The following is a 16644-nucleotide window of genomic DNA, read 5'->3' on the forward strand; positions in this document are numbered from 1 at the left end:
CTCAGCGGCTCACCGGCGTCAGTCGGAGGACAGCGCCTCCCGCGTGCCGCGTGCGGCGGCCACCAGGTTCTCCAGCGCCGCCCGGACCTCTGGCCAACCACGGGTCTTCAGACCGCAGTCGGGGTTGACCCACAGCCGCTCGGCCGGGATGGCGCCCAGCCCGCGCTTCAGCAGCGCGACGACCTCGTCGGCGTCGGGCACGCGCGGCGAGTGGATGTCGTACACCCCCGGGCCGACCTCGCGCGGGTAGCCGTGCGCCGCGAGCTCGTCCGCGACCTGCATGTGCGAGCGGGCCGCCTCCAGGCTGATGACGTCGGCGTCGAGGTCGTCGATGGCCGCGATGACGTCGCCGAACTCCGCGTAGCACATGTGGGTGTGGATCTGCGTCCGAGGCTGCACCCCGGCGGTCGCCAGCCGGAACGACTCCGTCGCCCACTCCAGGTACGCCCCGTGGTCGGCCGCCCGCAGCGGCAGCGTCTCCCGCAGCGCCGGCTCGTCGACCTGGATCACCGCGGTTCCGGCGCTCTCCAGGTCCAGGACCTCGTCCCGCAGCGCGAGCGCGACCTGCCGCGCGGTGTCGCCCAGCGGCTGGTCGTCCCGGACGAAGGACCAGGCGAGCATGGTGACCGGACCGGTCAGCATGCCCTTGACGGGCCGGTCGGTCAGCGACTGGGCGTAGGTCGTCCACGGCACCGTCATCGGCTCGGGCCGCGAGATGTCGCCCGCCAGGATCGGCGGGCGCACGTAGCGGGTGCCGTAGGACTGCACCCAGCCGTGCCGGGTCGCCAGGTAGCCGTTCAGCTTCTCGGCGAAGTACTGCACCATGTCGTTGCGTTCGGCCTCGCCGTGCACCAGCACGTCGACGCCCGCCTTCTCCTGGAAGGAGACGACCTCGCGGATCTCGGCGGCGATCCGCTCCTCGTACCCCTTCGCGTCGATCCGCTTGGCGCGCAGGTCGGCCCGCGCCACCCGCAGCTCGTCGGTCTGCGGGAACGAACCGATGGTGGTCACCGGCAGCAGCGGCAGCCCGAGCCGTTCGCGCTGCGCCACGGCCCGCTCGGCGTACGGCTGCGAACGCCGGACGTCGGCGTCGGTCACGGCTGCGGCACGTTCCCGCACCGCTGGGTCGTGGGTCAGCGCGGAACCGGCCCGGGACGCCAGGTCGGCTGCGTTGGCCCGCAGCAGCGCGGTGACGGTGTCGGTGCCCTCGCGCAGCGCTCGCGCCAGCGTGACGGTCTCCTCCGCCTTCTGCCGGGCGAACGCCAGCCAGCGGGAGACCTGCGGGTCGAGGTCCCGCTCGGCGGCGGCGTCCAGCGGCACGTGCAGCAGCGAGCAGGACGGCGCTACGTCCACCGAACCCGCGAGTCCGAGCAGCGTCGCCAGCACGCCGAGCGAGGCGGTCAGGTCGTTGATCCAGACGTTGCGACCGTCGATCACACCCGCGACCAGCCGCTTGTCCGGGACACCGCCCGCCGCCGCCAGCTCCCCGAGGTTGGCCGCGGCGGGACCGGTGAAGTCGATCGCCAGCCCCTCGACCGGGGACTTGGCGAGCACCGGAAGCGCGTCACCGAGCCGGTCGAAGTAGGAGGAGACCAGCAGCTTCGGCCGGTCCTCCAGCGCGCTCAGGTCACGCAACGCCCTGCCCGCAGCGTTCAGTTCGGCCGGAGTGCGGTCCTGCACGAGCGCAGGCTCGTCCAGTTGCACCCACTCCGCCCCGGCGGCCCGCAGATCCGCCAGCACCTCGGCGTAGACCGGGAGCAGCCGGTCCAGCAGGGTGATCGGTTCGAAGGAGGGGTCCACCCCCGGCGCCGGCTTGGCCAGCAGCAGGTAGGTGACCGGGCCGACCAGCACCGGGCGGGCGGCGAGACCCTCCGCCAGTGCCTCGCGCAGCTCGGCGACCTGCTTGGTGGAATCGGCGGAGAAGACGGTGTCCGGACCCAACTCGGGCACGAGGTAGTGGTAGTTCGTGTCGAACCACTTGGTCATCTCCAGCGGCGCCACCTCCTGGGTGCCGCGCGCCATCGCGAAGTAACCGTCCAGCGCGTCGGCGCCGACGGCCGAGCGGTGCCGCTCGGGGACGGCGCCCACCATCACGCTGGTGTCCAGGACGTGGTCGTAGAGCGAGAAGTCGCCCGTGGGGACCTCGGCGATTCCTGCTTCCGCGAGCTGCCGCCGGTTGGCCCGGCGCAGTTCCTCCGCGGTCGTCCGGAGGGCTTCGGCGGTGACCTTGCCCTTCCAGTAGCCCTCGATCGCCTTCTTCAGCTCTCGGTTCCCGCCCTGCCGGGGGTAACCGTGGACGGTCGCCCCCGCTGCCGCGGCTGCGGACTTCGGTGTCACGAGACTCTCCTTCGCGAGTCGTGCGGAGATACGACCCCCGGGGGACCGTCTCGCGGTGCGAAGGAACGGCGCGGTGACTCCTCGCGCACGCCGACGGCGTGCGGGCGGCCCGCGTCCTCCCGACCCGCCCACGAGGGTCACCGAAGGTCGCCGCGCGCCATGGGGCGCACGGGCAGTGGCAGGTCTTCGGACTCACGGGCCCGCCGGCGCGCCTCTCGGGCACTCCGGCACCTACTGGCCGTCGCTTCCCGGACGCGTCGCGTCCAGTGCGTGTGACGGCGGTCGTTCCCGCTCACCGCTGCGGGGCAGTCCCGGATTCCCACCGGGTTCCCTCTTGCGACTCCCTGTCTGGCGGACAGGGCGAACCAGCTGCACCGCCCAGGCTAGGCGCTGCGGCGCGGCGGAACCAGAGTGCGACCGGATGACGGACGCGCCCCGTGGTGCCGGGGCGGTGCGGGCCGGTCGGGACGCACCCGCGGGCGGTCCGGCGCGTCGTACCGCCGTGGACGCCCCGGCCGGTGGGTCCGCCGGCGAGTCGGCCTCGAATCGCCGACCGCCCGGTCCGCCACGGCCGATACTCGCCGAGTGACCCGCGCTGCGGCGCGAGACACGGCGCGGAGAGCGACCGGCCCCTGCCGACCCCCCCGCACCGGCCCCACCGCACCGGGTCGTGTGGCCGCACCGGTGCGGTCCCGACGAGACGAGAGGCCCGACGGTGCGCGTACTCGGCATGATCTCCGGCACCTCGCACGACGGCATCGACACCGCCGTCGTGCGGTTCACCCCGTACGGCACCACTCTCCACGCCGACGTGCTCCACCACGGCGAGACCCCCTACCCGGGGGCCCTGCGCGCCGAGTTGCGAGCCGCTCTCCCGCCGCGAGCGGTCACCGCCGCCGAGGTGTGCGCGCTGGACACCGGGATCGGCAGGGCCTTCGCAGCAGCCGCCCGCGTCGCGCTGGCGACGGCCCCGGCCGATCTGGTCGCCTCCCACGGCCAGACCCTGCACCACTGGGTGGCGGACGGTCGGGCGCTGGGCAGTCTCCAACTCGGCCAACCGGCCTGGATCGCCGAAGCCGCCGGGCTGCCCGTCGTCTCGGACCTGCGCGCCGCCGACCTCGCCGCCGGCGGCCAGGGCGCGCCGCTGGTACCGGCCCTGGACCGGTTGCTGCTGGCTCCCGAGGTCGAGCGGGGGCGTCGCGCCGGTGCGCTCAACCTCGGCGGCATCGCCAACCTGACGGTCCTCGCCCGGGACGCGGAACCCGCCGCCTGGGACCTCGGGCCGGCCAACGCCCTGCTGGACGCGGTCGTCACGGAGCACCCGGGCACGACGGCGACCTACGACCGGGGCGGCGAACTGGCCTCGGCGGGGACCGTGGACGAGCAGCTGCTGGCCGAACTGCTCACCGAGCCGTACTACGCGCTGGAACCCCCCAAGAGCTGCGGGAAGGAGCTGTTCCACGCGGGTCACGTGGCCGCCGCACGGGAGCGGGTCCGGCGCCGGAACGGCGTCGCCACCCCGCTGCCCACGGGCGCCGAGGGCGTGTCGGGGCTCCGCGACCTGGCGGCGACGCTCACCGCACTGACGGCCGAGGTCGTCGCCCGTGAGGTGCGCGCCGCTCGCCTCGACGTGCTGATCCTCTCCGGCGGCGGAGCCCGCAATCCCGCGATGGCGGCGGCGATCCGCCGACGGCTTCCCGGTATCCGACCCGCCCCGTCCGAGGAGTTCGGGGTGCCGTCGGACGCCAAGGAGGCCGTCGCGTTCGCGCTGATCGGCTGGCTGACAGCGCACGGTCTGCCCGGCAACGTCCCGAGCTGCACCGGTGCCTCGGGGGAACGGGTGCTGGGCCGGGTGGGCGCCGCCCCCGGAGCCCCGCTGCCCGCGGTCCGCCGTCCGGTCCGGCGTCCCGAGCGGCTGCTCGTCGGCACGGGGTGAGGAGCCGGGCGGTGGGCGTGCGTGCAGCCGACGGGCGGCGGCCGGGGTCGGGGCGTGTCGGTCGGCTTGTCGTGGATCGGGCCGCGGCGCCTGGTGCGGCGCATCGGAAGGTGACGGGTACGAGCTGCGACGTTCCGTCGTGCGGTCCACCGCACCGGACATCGCGGGCCTTGCCGGCGCCCTTGCCAGACAGGGCCTAGCCGGCGCGGTGGTCGGCGGCGCCGCGCCCGGGGAGCCACTGCCGCAGCTGTTCCTCCGCGAGCGCCGCCGACGCCGCGTCGTGGACGGCACCGTCGAGCACCACGGTGCCTCGCCCTGCCTCCCGGGCCGTGGCGTGACGGTGCGCCAGCTCCTCTGCGGTCCGCACCCCCTCGGGACTCGGGGGGCCGGCTGCGCGACGGACGGAGAGCAGATCGGCCGGGGCGACCTCCACCTCCGTGCGCACGCGGTGCAGCTGATGGTCCCGGCCGCCCAGCACCGGGGCGAACGCGGCACGGGCGCAGGGTTGTGACGGCGGGGTCCGGGAGCGGCTTCGACCTCGCTCGCGGACGGCGGGTGCGCGCCGCCCGGCCCCGCCCGACCCCCGCCACCGGCCGGGGCGGCCGGATCGGGGGCCGGGCGACCTCGCGGCTCAGTGGAACTGCTGCTCCTCCGTGGAGCCGCGCAGGGCGAGTGTCTCCGCGGCCGGGTTGAGAGCCGTCGCGACGAGGTCGAAGTAACCGGTCCCCACCTCCCGTTGGTGGCGAACCGCGGTGAACCCGTGGCGCTGTGAGGCGAACTCCCGCTCCTGGAGGTCGACGTACGCGGTCATCCCCGACCGGGCGTAGCCGCGGGCCAGGTCGAACATGCCGTGGTTCAGCGAGTGGAACCCCGCCAGGGTGATGAACTGGAACCGGTACCCCATGGCGCCGAGTTCCCGCTGGAACTTCGCGATGTCGTCGTCGTCCAGCGCGGCACGCCAGTTGAACGACGGGGAGCAGTTGTAGGCGAGCATCTTGTCGGGGTACTCCGCGTGCAGCGCCTCGGCGAACTCGCGCGCCTGGGCGAGGTCCGGGGTGCCGGTCTCCATCCAGATCAGGTCGGCGTAGGGCGCGTACGCCAGGCCGCGGGAGACCACCGGTGCCATCCCGGGGCGTACCCGGTAGAAGCCCTCGGCGGTGCGCTCGCCGGTGGTGAACCGCGCGTCGCGTTCGTCCGTGTCGGTCGTCAGCAGGCTGGCCGCGAGGGCGTCGGTCCGCGCGATGACCAGCGTGGGCGTCCCGGCGATGTCCGCCGCGAGCCGGGCGGCGTTGAGCGTCCGGATGTGCTGGGAGGTGGGAACCAGCACCTTGCCGCCGAGGTGTCCGCACTTCTTCTCGCTGGCCAGTTGGTCCTCGTAGTGGATGCCGGCCGCGCCCGAGGCGATGAGCGCCTTGGTCAGCTCGAACGCGTTGAGGGGACCGCCGAACCCCGCCTCGGCGTCGGCGACGATCGGCACCAGCCAGTCGGTGGCGTCGCCCCCGCCCTCGGCGACGGCGATGCCGTCCGCGCGCAGCAGCGCGTTGTTGACGCGACGTACCACCCGCGGCACCGAGTCGACCGGGTACAGGCTCTGGTCGGGATAGGTCTGGCCGGCCTGGTTGGCGTCGGCCGCGACCTGCCATCCCGAGAGGTACACCGCCTGGAGCCCGGCCCTGACCTGCTGGACCGCCTGGCCCCCGGTCATCGCGCCGAGGGCGTGGACGTACTCCAGTTCGTGGAGCTGCCGCCAGAGGCGCTCCGCGCCCCGGTGGGCGAGGGTGTGCTCCTCGCGGACGGAGCCGGACAGCCGCAGCACGTCCTCCGCGGTGTAGTCGCGGACGATGCCGTTCCAGCGGGGGTCGGTCCGCCACCGTGCGGTGAGTTCGGCGGCGCGCGTGTCCCGGCCGGCCGCCGGGGCCGGTGTGCTCGTGGGCGCCGGGGCGGGCGGTGCGGCGCTCGGGGTGCGGTCATGGTGGGGGTGCGGCCGGTGCTGTTCCTGTGCCATGGCGTCTCCCGTGGGTCGTCGCGGTGCGCGGGGCGTCGCGGTGCGGTGTGGTCGCGGTGGGTGTCGACGGGCCGGCGGTCGGCTGGGTGGGCGGTGCGAGGCCGGGTCGGCGGTGCGGGACGCAGTGGCGCGCCGCGCGGTGGCGGTGATGCGGGGGTGGCGCTGTCGCTGCTGCCGGTGTCCGCCGTTTTCGGCAGAGATGTGGTGCCGGCGTGGTGCCGGTGGCGCGCGCGGTGAACGGCACGCCGGAGCGTCGCCCACCACAGTTCCGCTCTTCTGTGATGTCGCGCTCTCAACTGTGACAGTGGCACTGCGTGCCAGCAAGGGGTCGGTGTCAGTGAAATCCGGTCAGTTCGTCGGGGCGCCCCGACACGCGCCGCCCGACGCGTCTACCGCACCAGGCCCCGTAGGCAAGGGCCGGAGCCAAGCCTGCTCCCCGCCATGAGCCCGTCGGAGTCCGCCCGACCCGCCGAACCCCCGGTGCGGCACCCGGTGCACCCGCGCCCGCGGGGCGCGCCCGCGCGCACCGCCCGACCCCCGGGGCGCGCACCATGACACCCCGCCCGCCCGGCCTCCGCCCGCGGCCTCACCGCGTCGGGCTCCGCCCGCCCGTGCGCACCCCGTCCGTCGCGCCCTTGCCGGGCTCGGCTATCGGTGTGCGTCGGGCACGTCGGGCGCTCTACTCTGATTGCCTCAGGCAAGCACGGAGGAATGGACATGCAAGGTCGCGTGGTGCTGGGCATCGAATCGTCCTGCGACGAGACGGGCGCCGGACTGGTACGGGACGGGAGGCTGCTCGGCCACGCCGTCGCCTCCAGCATGGCCGAGCACGCACGGTACGGCGGCGTCGTCCCCGAGATCGCCGCCCGCGCACACGTCCACTCCTTCAACCCGGTCGTCCAGCAGGCACTCGACCAGGCCGGGCTCACCATGTCCGACATCGGGGCCGTCGCCGTCACCACCGGCCCCGGCCTCTCCGGCGCCCTCCAGGTGGGGCTCGCCGGTGCCAAGGGCATCGCCTACGCGCTCGACGTCCCCCTCTATGGCGTGCACCACCTCGCCGGTCACGTCGCCGCGGACACCCTGGAGCACGGGCCGCTGCCCGAGCCCTGCATGGTGCTGATCGTCTCCGGCGGCCACACCTCGCTGCTCCTCGTCCGCGACCTCGTGCGCGACCCGATCCTCCACCTCGGCGACACCCTCGACGACGCCGCCGGCGAGTGCTTCGACAAGGTCGCGCGGGTCTTCGGCCTGCCCTATCCCGGCGGCCCCGCCATCGACCGCGCCGCCCGCGACGGCGACCGGAAGGCAGTCTCCTTCCCCCGCCCGCTGACCGGCACCCGCGACGAGCGCCACCGCTTCGCGTTCTCCTTCTCCGGACTCAAGACCGCCGCCGCCCGCTGGGCCGAGCAGCACCGAGCCGAAGGTCGCGAACTGCCCGTCGCCGACGGCGCCGCCTCCCTCCAGGAGGCGGTCGCCGACGTGCTCACCCGCAAGGCCGTCGACGCCTGCCGCGAACACGACGTCTCCACCCTCATCGTCGTCGGCGGAGTCGCCGCCAACTCCCGGGTCCGCGAACTCGCCGAGCAGCGCTGCCGCTCCGCCGGCATCACGCTGCGCGTCCCCCCGCTCGGCCTGTGCACCGACAACGGCGCGATGATCGCCGCCGTCGGCGACCTCCTCGTCCGCTCCGGCGCCGAACCCGCCCCGCTCGACCTGTCGATCGACCCGTCCGCGCCCCTCACCTACGCGGCGCTCACCCCCGCGGCACGCGCACCCGCCCCCGCGGCGGCCTGACCCGCCGCCGCCCGATCCCCCCGACCCGCAGACGCCCGGAGCATGCCTTGCGTACCGCTGAGATCCGCCGCCGATTCCTGGACTACTTCGCCGAGCGCGGCCACCACCGCGTCGCCAGCGCGCCGCTGCCGACACCGGACCCCACACTCCTGTTCATCAACGCCGGCATGGTGCCCTTCAAGCCCTACTTCACCGGCGAGGCCGCCCCGCCGTGGGACCGTGCCACCAGCGTCCAGAAGTGCGTGCGCACCCTCGACATCGAGGAGGTCGGCAAGACCACGCGCCACGGCTCGTTCTTCCAGATGAACGGCAACTTCTCGTTCGGCGACTACTTCAAGGAAGACGCGATCCGGTTCGCTTGGGAGCTCTCCACCAACTCCCAGGACCAGGGCGGCTACGGCCTCGACCCCGACCGCATCTGGGCCACCGTCCACCACAGTGACGACGAGTCCCGCGAGATCTGGCGCCGCGTCTCCGGCCTGCCCGACGACCGCATCGTCGCCCGCGGCGACGAGGACAACTTCTGGTCCATGGGCGTCCCCGGCCCCTGCGGCCCCTGTTCCGAGCTGTACTACGACCGCGGCCCCGCCTACGGACCCGAGGGCGGGCCGGAGGTCGACGAGGACCGGTACATGGAGTTCTGGAACCTCGTCTTCATGCAGTACGAGCGAGGCGCGGGCCCCGGCAAGTCCGGCTACCCCATCCTCGGTGAACTGCCCCGCCGCAACATCGACACCGGCATGGGTCTGGAGCGCATGGCCAGCCTCCTCCAGGGCGTCGACAACCTCTACGAGATCGACGAGACGCGGCCGATCCTCGACCACGCCGCCAAGATCACCGGCGTCCGCTACGGCGCCGACCACGAGAACGACGTCCGGCTCCGCGTCATCGCCGACCACGTCCGCACCGGCCTGATGCTCCTCGCCGACGGCACCGCCCCCGGCAACGAGGGCCGCGGCTACGTGCTGCGCCGTATCCTGCGCCGCGCCGTCCGCGCCACCCGCCTCCTCGGCTACCAGGACCCGGCGCTGCCGGAGCTGCTGCCGGTCGCCCGCGACTGCATGTCGCCCAGCTACCCGGAGCTGGCCGAGGAGTTCGAGCGCATCTCGCAGCAGGCCTACGGCGAGGAAGACGCGTTCCGCAAGACCCTCAAGCAGGGCACCACCGTCCTCGACACCGCCGTCGAGAAGACCAAGGCCGACGGCGGCAGCACGCTCGCCGGCGCCCAGGCGTTCCTCCTGCACGACACCTACGGCTTCCCCATCGACCTCACCCTGGAGATGGCCGCCGAGCAGGGCGTCGAGGTCGACCGCGACGGGTTCGCCGCCCTCATGACCGAGCAGCGCGAGCGTGCGCGCGCCGACGCCCGCAACCGCAAGGCCGGCGCAGCCGACACCGCCGCGCTCCGCACCGTGCTCGACGCCAACGGCCCCACCGACTGGGTCGCCTACGAGGCGCTGGAGACCGAGTCCAAGGTCCTCGCCCTCCTCGGCCCCGCCGGGCCGCTGCCCGTCGCCACCGCCGGGGACATCGTCACCGTCGTACTCGACCGCACCCCGTTCTACGCCGAGTCCGGCGGCCAGGACTCCGACGCCGGCCGACTGACCGGCACCTCCGCCGAGGCCGAGGTCCTCGACGTGCAGCGCGCCCTCCCCGGGCTCGTCGTCCACCAGGTGCGCGTCACCGCCGGTGAACTCGCCGCCGGTGACGCGGTACGCGCCGCGGTCGACGCCGAGTGGCGCACCGGCGCCCGCCAGGCCCACTCCGGCACCCACGTGCTCCACGCCGCGCTCCGGCAGATCCTCGGCCCGGCGGCACTCCAGGCCGGTTCCTACAACCGGCCCGGCTACCTGCGCCTGGACTTCCCGTGGCGCGGGGCGCTCTCCCCGACCGTTCGTTCCGAGGTCGAGGAGGCCGCCAACCGCGCGCTGCGCCAGGACCTGCCGGTCGGCGTGCGGTGGATGCCGCTCGCCGAGGCCAAGGAACTCGGCGCGCTCGCCCTGTTCGGCGAGGCCTACGGCGAGAAGGTCCGCGTCGTCGAGATCGGCGGCGCCTGGTCCCGTGAACTCTGCGGTGGCACCCACGTCCAGCACGCCTCGCAGGTCGGCACCATCGCCCTCACGGCCGAGGCGTCCGTCGGCGCCGGGATGCGCCGCGTCGAGGCGGCCGTCGGAGTCGAGGGCTTCGCCTACCTGGCGCGCGAGCGCGACCTCGTCGCCCAGCTCGCCGACCAGCTCCAGGCACCCCGCGAGCAGCTCACCGAACGGGTCGGCGTGCTGCTGGAGCGGTTGAAGACCGCCGACCGCACCATCAACGAGCTGCGCCGCAAGGAGTCCATGGGCCGCGCGACCGAACTGGCCGCCGGGGCACGGGACATCGCCGGCACCCTCGCCGTCACCACCACCATCGACGGTGACGGCGGCAGCGCCCGCGAACTCGCCCTGGCGATCCGGGACCGGCTCCCCGAGCGCACCCCGGGCGTCGCCGTCGTCGGTGCGGGCGCCGGGCCCAAGGGCGTCGTGGTCGTCGCCGTGAACAAGGCGGCCAAGGCGGCGGGCCGTTCCGCCGCCGACGTCGTCAAGGGCCTCCTCGGTGGTCGCGGCGGCGGCAGCGCCGACGTGGCCCAGGGCGGCGGCATCCCCGCCGCAGAGCTGGCCACCACCCTCGACGGGCTGCCGGGGCTGCTGAGCTGACGACCGGAGTTCTCGGCCGACGGGCCGGGCACGCGCGAACCGCGCGTGCCCGGCCCGTCGTGCATGCGTGCGTCGGCGGCGGGGATTCGGTGCGGTGCGCGTGGCTTGTGACGTGTTCGGTACGGGGTGCGTCTGGCCGGTCGGGTCGCGGGTCGGTAGCGTGCTGTGACGTCGGTTCGCTGTTCCGTTGTCGTGTTGTTGGGGGAGTTCTCGCTATGAAGCGCCACCTGGTCCTGCCCGTCGTCGCCGCGGCGACGGCCGGACTGCTGCTGACGTCCTGCTCCAGCGGGGACTCCGAGCCGGACGACGACATCGCTGGTGCACAGACCTCGGCACCGCCGGAGGAGCCGGACGACGAGGGCTCGGAAGGCGACGCGGACAGCGACGCGGAGGAGCCCGACGACGACATCGACCGCCCGGAGATCGAACTCCCAGAGGACATGACCAAGGAGTTCGAGGACGTCGACACCGACGACTCGGTAGAACTTGCCGTACTCGCCGACCAGGAGCGTTATGCCTCTGCTGTGGACGAAGCGATCGCTGACGGGGAGGCGGGCTCAGCACTCAGCTTCTACGCGACCGGCGAGGGGTACATCAGCGCGCTGGACCTTGTGTCAGGTTTCCACGAGGACGGGTACCGCGTCGGTGGATCCACCAGGTATTACAACAGGTCCGTGACGCTGCGTGATTCCGGAATCGCGACATCTTCCTACTGTGTTGACTTCTCGAATGCCTACTCGGTGGACGTGGAGACCGGCGAGGAGTTTCCTGAGGGAGACGAGCAGGGTCTCTACTCGTTCCGCCAGGTCCTGAATGAGGCTGGCGTATGGCAAGTCGATTCCTGGACTGCCGCATCCGGCGGTGACTCATGCGACTGAGGACCTTGGGTGCAATCATCGTGACCTCTGCGGCATTGTGTCTGCCTTTTGGCGCCGCATGGGCCCAGCCCTCCGGTAATTTTTTGGACCGTTCGAAGGAATCTAGCGGGAGCCGTGATGGCGGCACCCTGGCGGCCGGGGCCTCGTTCCGCGGCGTCGTGATCGAGGGTGACACCGGCGGCGGGGGGCAGATGAGTCCGGTGATGACGACCTGGGAGCCCCCGGCCTGTTACTTCGCCCCGAAATGGACTGCTCCGGAGTTCAAGGCGTGGTGGACCGGTCATGTGCTGCCGATGGCAGGGAACATGGAGAGCGCGGAGTTCACGTCCGAGCTGACGCGGGAGCACAAGAAGCTCTACGGGCCGGATGGCAGGTACGAGGATCACAACGTCGCACGGGCCGATGAGGGGACCTGGTGGGGTGTTTACATCAACCCGAACGCCCGGGGGACCCAGGAGGCGATGGCGTGTTACCTGGACGAGTCGTACATCTGGGTGGAGCATTCCGATCCTCCGCCGCCTGGCCCAGGAGTGCCGGATGCTGCGATGTTGGCGGAGTTGGCGTATGAGCATGTTGATATTCCGGGGTTGTCTTTCGAGGTGAGTCCGGCTGCTGATGCGCAGAAGGTGAATTTGGCGACGTGGGTGTGGTTGCCGGCGTCGGAGTTGGGGTCGGTTTCGGTGACGGCGAGGTTGGATGGTTACGCGAGTCTGTCGTCGACGGTGACGGCGCGGCCGGTGTCGGTGTCGTTGGATGCGGGGACGGCGGATGCGACGGTGCATGCGGGGTCGGGTGGGTGTGCGGTGTCGTCGGCTGGGGTGATCGGTGCGGAGTGGACGAGTGCGCGGAAGGGTGAGACGCCGCCGTGTGGTGTGACGTATCACCGGGCGACGCATGGTGGGGGTGGTTACGAGTTGAGTGCGACGGTGACGTGGGAGGTGAGCTGGGAGGGGTCCGACGGCAGCGGCGGTGATCTTCCGTCGGGTGAGTTCGGCTCGTCCCTGCCGGTGCAGGTGCAGGAAGTGCAGACCATCGTGCGCTGACCGGCCGCAGGGAGGTTGCCCGACTTGGTGTGTGCGCGGGGAATCGCTCGGTGCATGTCCGGCCCGTCGTGCGTGCGTTGGTGGTGTGGTGGGTGGTTTGTGACGTGTTCGGTACGGGGTGCGTCTGGCCGGTCGGGTCGCGGGTCGGTAGCGTGCTGTGACGTCGGTTCGCTGTTCCGTTGTCGTGTTGTTGGGGGAGTTCTCGCTATGAAGCGCCACTTGGTCCTGCCCGTCGCCGCCGTGGCGGCGGCCGGTCTGCTGCTGACGTCCTGCTCCGGCGGGGACTCCGAGCCGGACGACGACATCGCGGGCGTGCAGTCCCCGTCGCCTTCGGAGGAACCGGACGGCGAGGGTCCGGAGGACGACGCGGACAGCGACGCGGAGGAGCCCGACGACGGCATCGACCGCCCGGAGATCGAACTCCCGGATGACATGACCAAGGAGTTCGAGGACGTCGACACCGACGACCCGGACGAACTTGCCGTCCTCGCCGATCAGGAGCGATTCGTCGCTGCGCTGAACGTCTCCATTACGAGGGGCGAAGCTATTGAGGCGCTCAACTTCTACGCAACAGGTGAGGGCTACATCACCGCGCTTGAACTTGTCGCGGATTTCCGCGACGACGGTTACAGCATCGGAGGCGATTTCCGCTACCTGAACCGTTCGGTCTCGCTGGGGGGCGACGGTACGGCGACCTCGACGTACTGCTCCGATTTCGCTGATTCCTATTCGTTGGAGATCGAGTCCGGCGAAGAGTACCCGGAGGGGGATGAGCCGTTCTTCTATTCGTTCGCTCACGAGGTGAACGACTCTGGGGTCTGGCAGGTCACGTCGTGGTTGGCCACATCGGAGGCTGACGAATGCGTCTGAGGCCAGTCGGAGTCCTCGTCGGTGCGACCTTCGTCCTGGGCGGACTTGCGAGCGTGGCGGCGGCCGAGCCCCGAGGCGGTTTGAACGATCGCACGGAGCGGGTCACTGGAGGTAGCGGCGGCGGTCGTGTCTCGGCGGAAGCGTCTTTCAGCGGTGTCATTGTGGACAACGGGAGTGCTTCTAGTGGCAGCCTGATCTCGTCGTCCACCTGGAAGCCGCCGGCGTGCTACTTTGCGCCCAGGTGGACCGCTCCGGCGTTCAAGTCGTGGTGGGAGGGCCATGTCCTGCCCATGGCTGGGAAGATGGAGTCCTCGGACTTCCAGTCCGACCTCACCCGGGAGCACGAGGAGCTCTACGGCCCCGAGGGGGTGTACCCCGATCACAATATGGAGCACCAAGAGGACGGCACGTGGTGGGGAGTGCACATCAATCCGACTGCACGCGGCACCGCTGAGGCGATGTCGTGTTACCGGGGGGCGTCGTACCTCTGGGTGGAGCACTCCGATCCGCCCCCGAGTATGTCCGGTATCCCGGATGTGCAGGTGTTGGCGGAGTTGGCGTATGAGCATGTTGATATTCCGGGGTTGTCTTTCGAGGTGAGTCCGGCTGCTGATGCGCAGAAGGTGAATTTGGCGACGTGGGTGTGGTTGCCGGCGTCGGAGTTGGGGTCGGTTTCGGTGACGGCGAGGTTGGATGGTTACGCGAGTCTGTCGTCGACGGTGACGGCGCGGCCGGTGTCGGTGTCGTTGGATGCGGGGACGGCGGATGCGACGGTGCATGCGGGGTCGGGTGGGTGTGCGGTGTCGTCGGCCGGGGTGATCGGTGCGGAGTGGACGAGTGCGCGGAAGGGTGAGACGCCGCCGTGTGGTGTGACGTATCACCGGGCGACTCATGCCACTGGTGGTTACGAGTTGAGTGCGACGGTGACGTGGGAGGTGAGCTGGGAGGGGTCCGACGGCAGCGGCGGTGATCTCCCGGCGGGCGAGTTCGGCTCGTCCCAGCCGGTCCAGGTGCAGGAAGTGCAGACCATCGTCCGCTGACCACCGTGCGGGCGGGTCGGGGCCCGACGCCGCCGGCGGCAGGGGGCGGGGACCCCGCCCGGGGTGAAAGCGGTGGGAAGCGGGCTGTGGTGCTCGGTACGATCGGTGGTGGCTTGCCACCGTCCGGACCCGCCCCGGCCCCCAGGACCGCGCGACGGGCACCGGCCGCGGCGGTGGGCGCCGTCAGGTGCGTGGCGGGGCGAGTCCGGTTCCCGGGCCGTGCCGGCCCGCGCCCGCCACTGCTTCGACGAAGAGAGTTCCCATGCGCTGGTCCCAGCTGTACGTCCCCACCCTGCGTGACGACCCCGCGGACGCGGAGGCCGCCAGCCACCGGCTGCTGGTCCGCGCCGGTTTCGTCCGACAGCTGTCGGCCGGCCACTACGCGCTGCTGCCGCTGGCCGTCCGGGTGCGGGAGCGCGTGAGCCGGATCGTGCGCGAGGAGATGAACCGCATCGGCGCGCTGGAGTGGGCGATGCCCACCATGCACCCGGCGGAGATCTGGGAGCGCTCGGGCCGCCTGGAGGTCATGGGCGACGAGATGTTCCACCTCAAGGACCGCAAGGGCGCCGACCTCGTCCTGGGCATGACCCACGAGGAGATCTTCACGACCTTCGCCGCGCAGGGCCTCGCCTCCTACAAGCAGCTGCCGCAGATGTGGTACCAGCTGCACACGAAGTTCCGTGACGAGCCCCGCCCCAAGAGCGGTCTGCTGCGTGTCCGCGAGTTCACCATGAAGGACTCGTACAGCTTCGACCTGGACGAGGCCGGCCTGGACCGTTCGTTCGAGCTGCACCGTTCCGCCTACGAGCGGATCTTCGCCCGGCTCGGCATCCCCGCGATCGGTGTCGAGGCGTCCAGCGGTTCCATGGGCGGCTCCGCCTCGGTCGAGTTCATGACGGAGACCGCCGCCGGTGAAGACCTGGTCGTCCACTGCCAGGGCTGCGGCTACGCGGCCAACGTGGAGAAGGCGACCTCCACCCTGGCGAAGATCATCGACGAGCCCGCCGCCACCGACGCGCCGGAGCCGTTCGACACCCCCGACGTCCGCACCATCGAGGACCTGGCGCGTGACCACGGCCTGCCCGGCGAGCGGCAGGTCAAGACGCTGGTCTACGTGCTGGACGGCGAACTGACCCTGGTGCTGCTGCGCGGCGACCACAGCCTGGTGGAGCAGAAGCTGACGGACTCCACCGGCGCGGTCGAGGCCCGCCCGGCGCAGGTGGAGGAGATCCGGGCGGCGCTCGGTGCCTCCCCGGGCAGCCTCGGCGCGGTCGGCGTGGCCGACCTGCCGATCGTCGCCGACGAGGCGCTGCGCGGCCGGAGCAACATGGCGACCGGCGCGAACCGTGACGGGGTCCACGTCCGGGGCGTGGACGTGGAGCGCGACATCACCGTCGGCCGCTGGGCGGACCTGCGGGAGACCACCGCGGGCGAGCCCTGCCCCACCTGCGGCAAGCCGCTGTCGGTGATGAACTCGGTCGAGGTCGGGCACATCTTCAAGCTCGGCTCCAAGTACTCCGAGGCGCTCGACCTCACCGTGCTCGGCCCCGACGGCAAGAGCGTCACGCCGATCATGGGGTGCTACGGCATCGGTATCGAGCGCGGTATCGCCGCGATCGTGGAGGCGCACCACGACGACAAGGGCATCGTCTGGCCCGTCTCGGTGGCGCCGTTCGAGGTGGCGGTCGTGCCGATCGGCAAGGACGACGAGATCAAGAAGACCGCGGACGAGCTGTACGACGCGCTGCGGGAGGCCGGTGTCGACACGGTGCTCGACGACCGTGACGAGCGGCCCGGCGTGAAGTTCTCGGACATCGAACTGGTCGGCATCCCCTACCGGATCACCATCGGCCGCCGCGGACTGGCCAACGGCGTCGTGGAGTTCGCCTCCCGCGTCGGCGGCGAGACGGAGGAGCTGCCGCTGGCGGAGGCCGCGCAGCGGGTCGCCGCGCTGGTCGCCGAGGCGCGCGCGGCGCACTGACGGCGGCTGCGCCCCCATGGGGTGCGGCACGGTCGAACGGCCGGTGGCGGCAGGCGGGATCGCC

11 protein-coding genes and 1 riboswitch are annotated in these 16644 nt (G+C 72.0%); of the genes, 8 read left to right on the plus strand and 3 right to left on the minus strand.

The genetic code is table 11. The features are described from left to right. Positions 1–18: 18 nt before the first annotated feature. Positions 19–2337, minus strand: a complete 2319-nt coding sequence (metE, locus tag HCJ92_RS01805; RefSeq protein WP_167931570.1) for a 5-methyltetrahydropteroyltriglutamate--homocysteine S-methyltransferase — start codon at positions 2335–2337, stop codon at positions 19–21. Between the two features lie 176 nt (positions 2338–2513). Continuing rightward, a riboswitch (cobalamin riboswitch) is annotated at positions 2514–2705 on the minus strand. A 362-nt stretch (positions 2706–3067) separates the two neighbouring features. On the opposite strand from metE, the gene HCJ92_RS01810 reads away from it, so the two are divergent. After that, positions 3068–4273, plus strand: coding sequence for an anhydro-N-acetylmuramic acid kinase (locus HCJ92_RS01810; RefSeq protein ID WP_209310594.1), 1206 nt, complete (start codon positions 3068–3070; stop codon positions 4271–4273). Positions 4274–4469: 196 nt separating this feature from the next. On the opposite strand, the gene HCJ92_RS01815 is transcribed toward HCJ92_RS01810, so the two are convergent. Both HCJ92_RS01815 and aceA read right to left on the minus strand, forming a co-directional pair. Next, positions 4470–4718, minus strand: a complete 249-nt coding sequence (locus HCJ92_RS01815; protein WP_167931572.1) for a hypothetical protein — start codon at positions 4716–4718, stop codon at positions 4470–4472. A 186-nt stretch (positions 4719–4904) separates the two neighbouring features. Beyond that, positions 4905–6278 (minus strand): isocitrate lyase, encoded by a 1374-nt coding sequence (gene aceA / locus HCJ92_RS01820; RefSeq protein WP_167931573.1) that lies wholly within the window; start codon positions 6276–6278, stop codon positions 4905–4907. 717 nt (positions 6279–6995) lie between these two features. On the opposite strand from aceA, the gene tsaD reads away from it, so the two are divergent. The 7 genes from tsaD (at position 6996) to HCJ92_RS01855 (ending at position 16580) form a co-directional block, all read left to right on the plus strand. Continuing rightward, the gene (gene tsaD / locus HCJ92_RS01825; protein ID WP_167931586.1) at positions 6996–8075 is read left to right on the plus strand and encodes a tRNA (adenosine(37)-N6)-threonylcarbamoyltransferase complex transferase subunit TsaD; all 1080 of its coding nucleotides are present in this window, start codon (positions 6996–6998) and stop codon (positions 8073–8075) included. A 47-nt stretch (positions 8076–8122) separates the two neighbouring features. Next, positions 8123–10768, plus strand: coding sequence for an alanine--tRNA ligase (alaS, locus tag HCJ92_RS01830; protein ID WP_167931574.1), 2646 nt, complete (start codon positions 8123–8125; stop codon positions 10766–10768). A gap of 215 nt (positions 10769–10983) precedes the next feature. Beyond that, entirely contained in the window at positions 10984–11646 is a 663-nt protein-coding gene (locus HCJ92_RS01835) for a hypothetical protein (RefSeq protein ID WP_167931575.1), read from the plus strand. A gap of 5 nt (positions 11647–11651) precedes the next feature. After that, positions 11652–12689, plus strand: a complete 1038-nt coding sequence (locus HCJ92_RS01840; protein WP_167931576.1) for a hypothetical protein — start codon at positions 11652–11654, stop codon at positions 12687–12689. 207 nt (positions 12690–12896) lie between these two features. Further along, positions 12897–13559, plus strand: a complete 663-nt coding sequence (locus tag HCJ92_RS01845) for a hypothetical protein (protein ID WP_167931577.1) — start codon at positions 12897–12899, stop codon at positions 13557–13559. Between the two features lie 290 nt (positions 13560–13849). After that, the gene (locus HCJ92_RS01850) at positions 13850–14599 is read left to right on the plus strand and encodes a hypothetical protein (protein WP_167931578.1); all 750 of its coding nucleotides are present in this window, start codon (positions 13850–13852) and stop codon (positions 14597–14599) included. Between the two features lie 262 nt (positions 14600–14861). Continuing rightward, entirely contained in the window at positions 14862–16580 is a 1719-nt protein-coding gene (locus HCJ92_RS01855; protein ID WP_167931579.1) for a proline--tRNA ligase, read from the plus strand. The last annotated feature ends 64 nt before the right edge of the window (positions 16581–16644 follow it).

It is taken from the genome of Streptomyces spiramenti, from assembly GCF_012034385.1.
Lineage (GTDB): Bacteria > Actinomycetota > Actinomycetes > Streptomycetales > Streptomycetaceae > Streptomyces > Streptomyces spiramenti.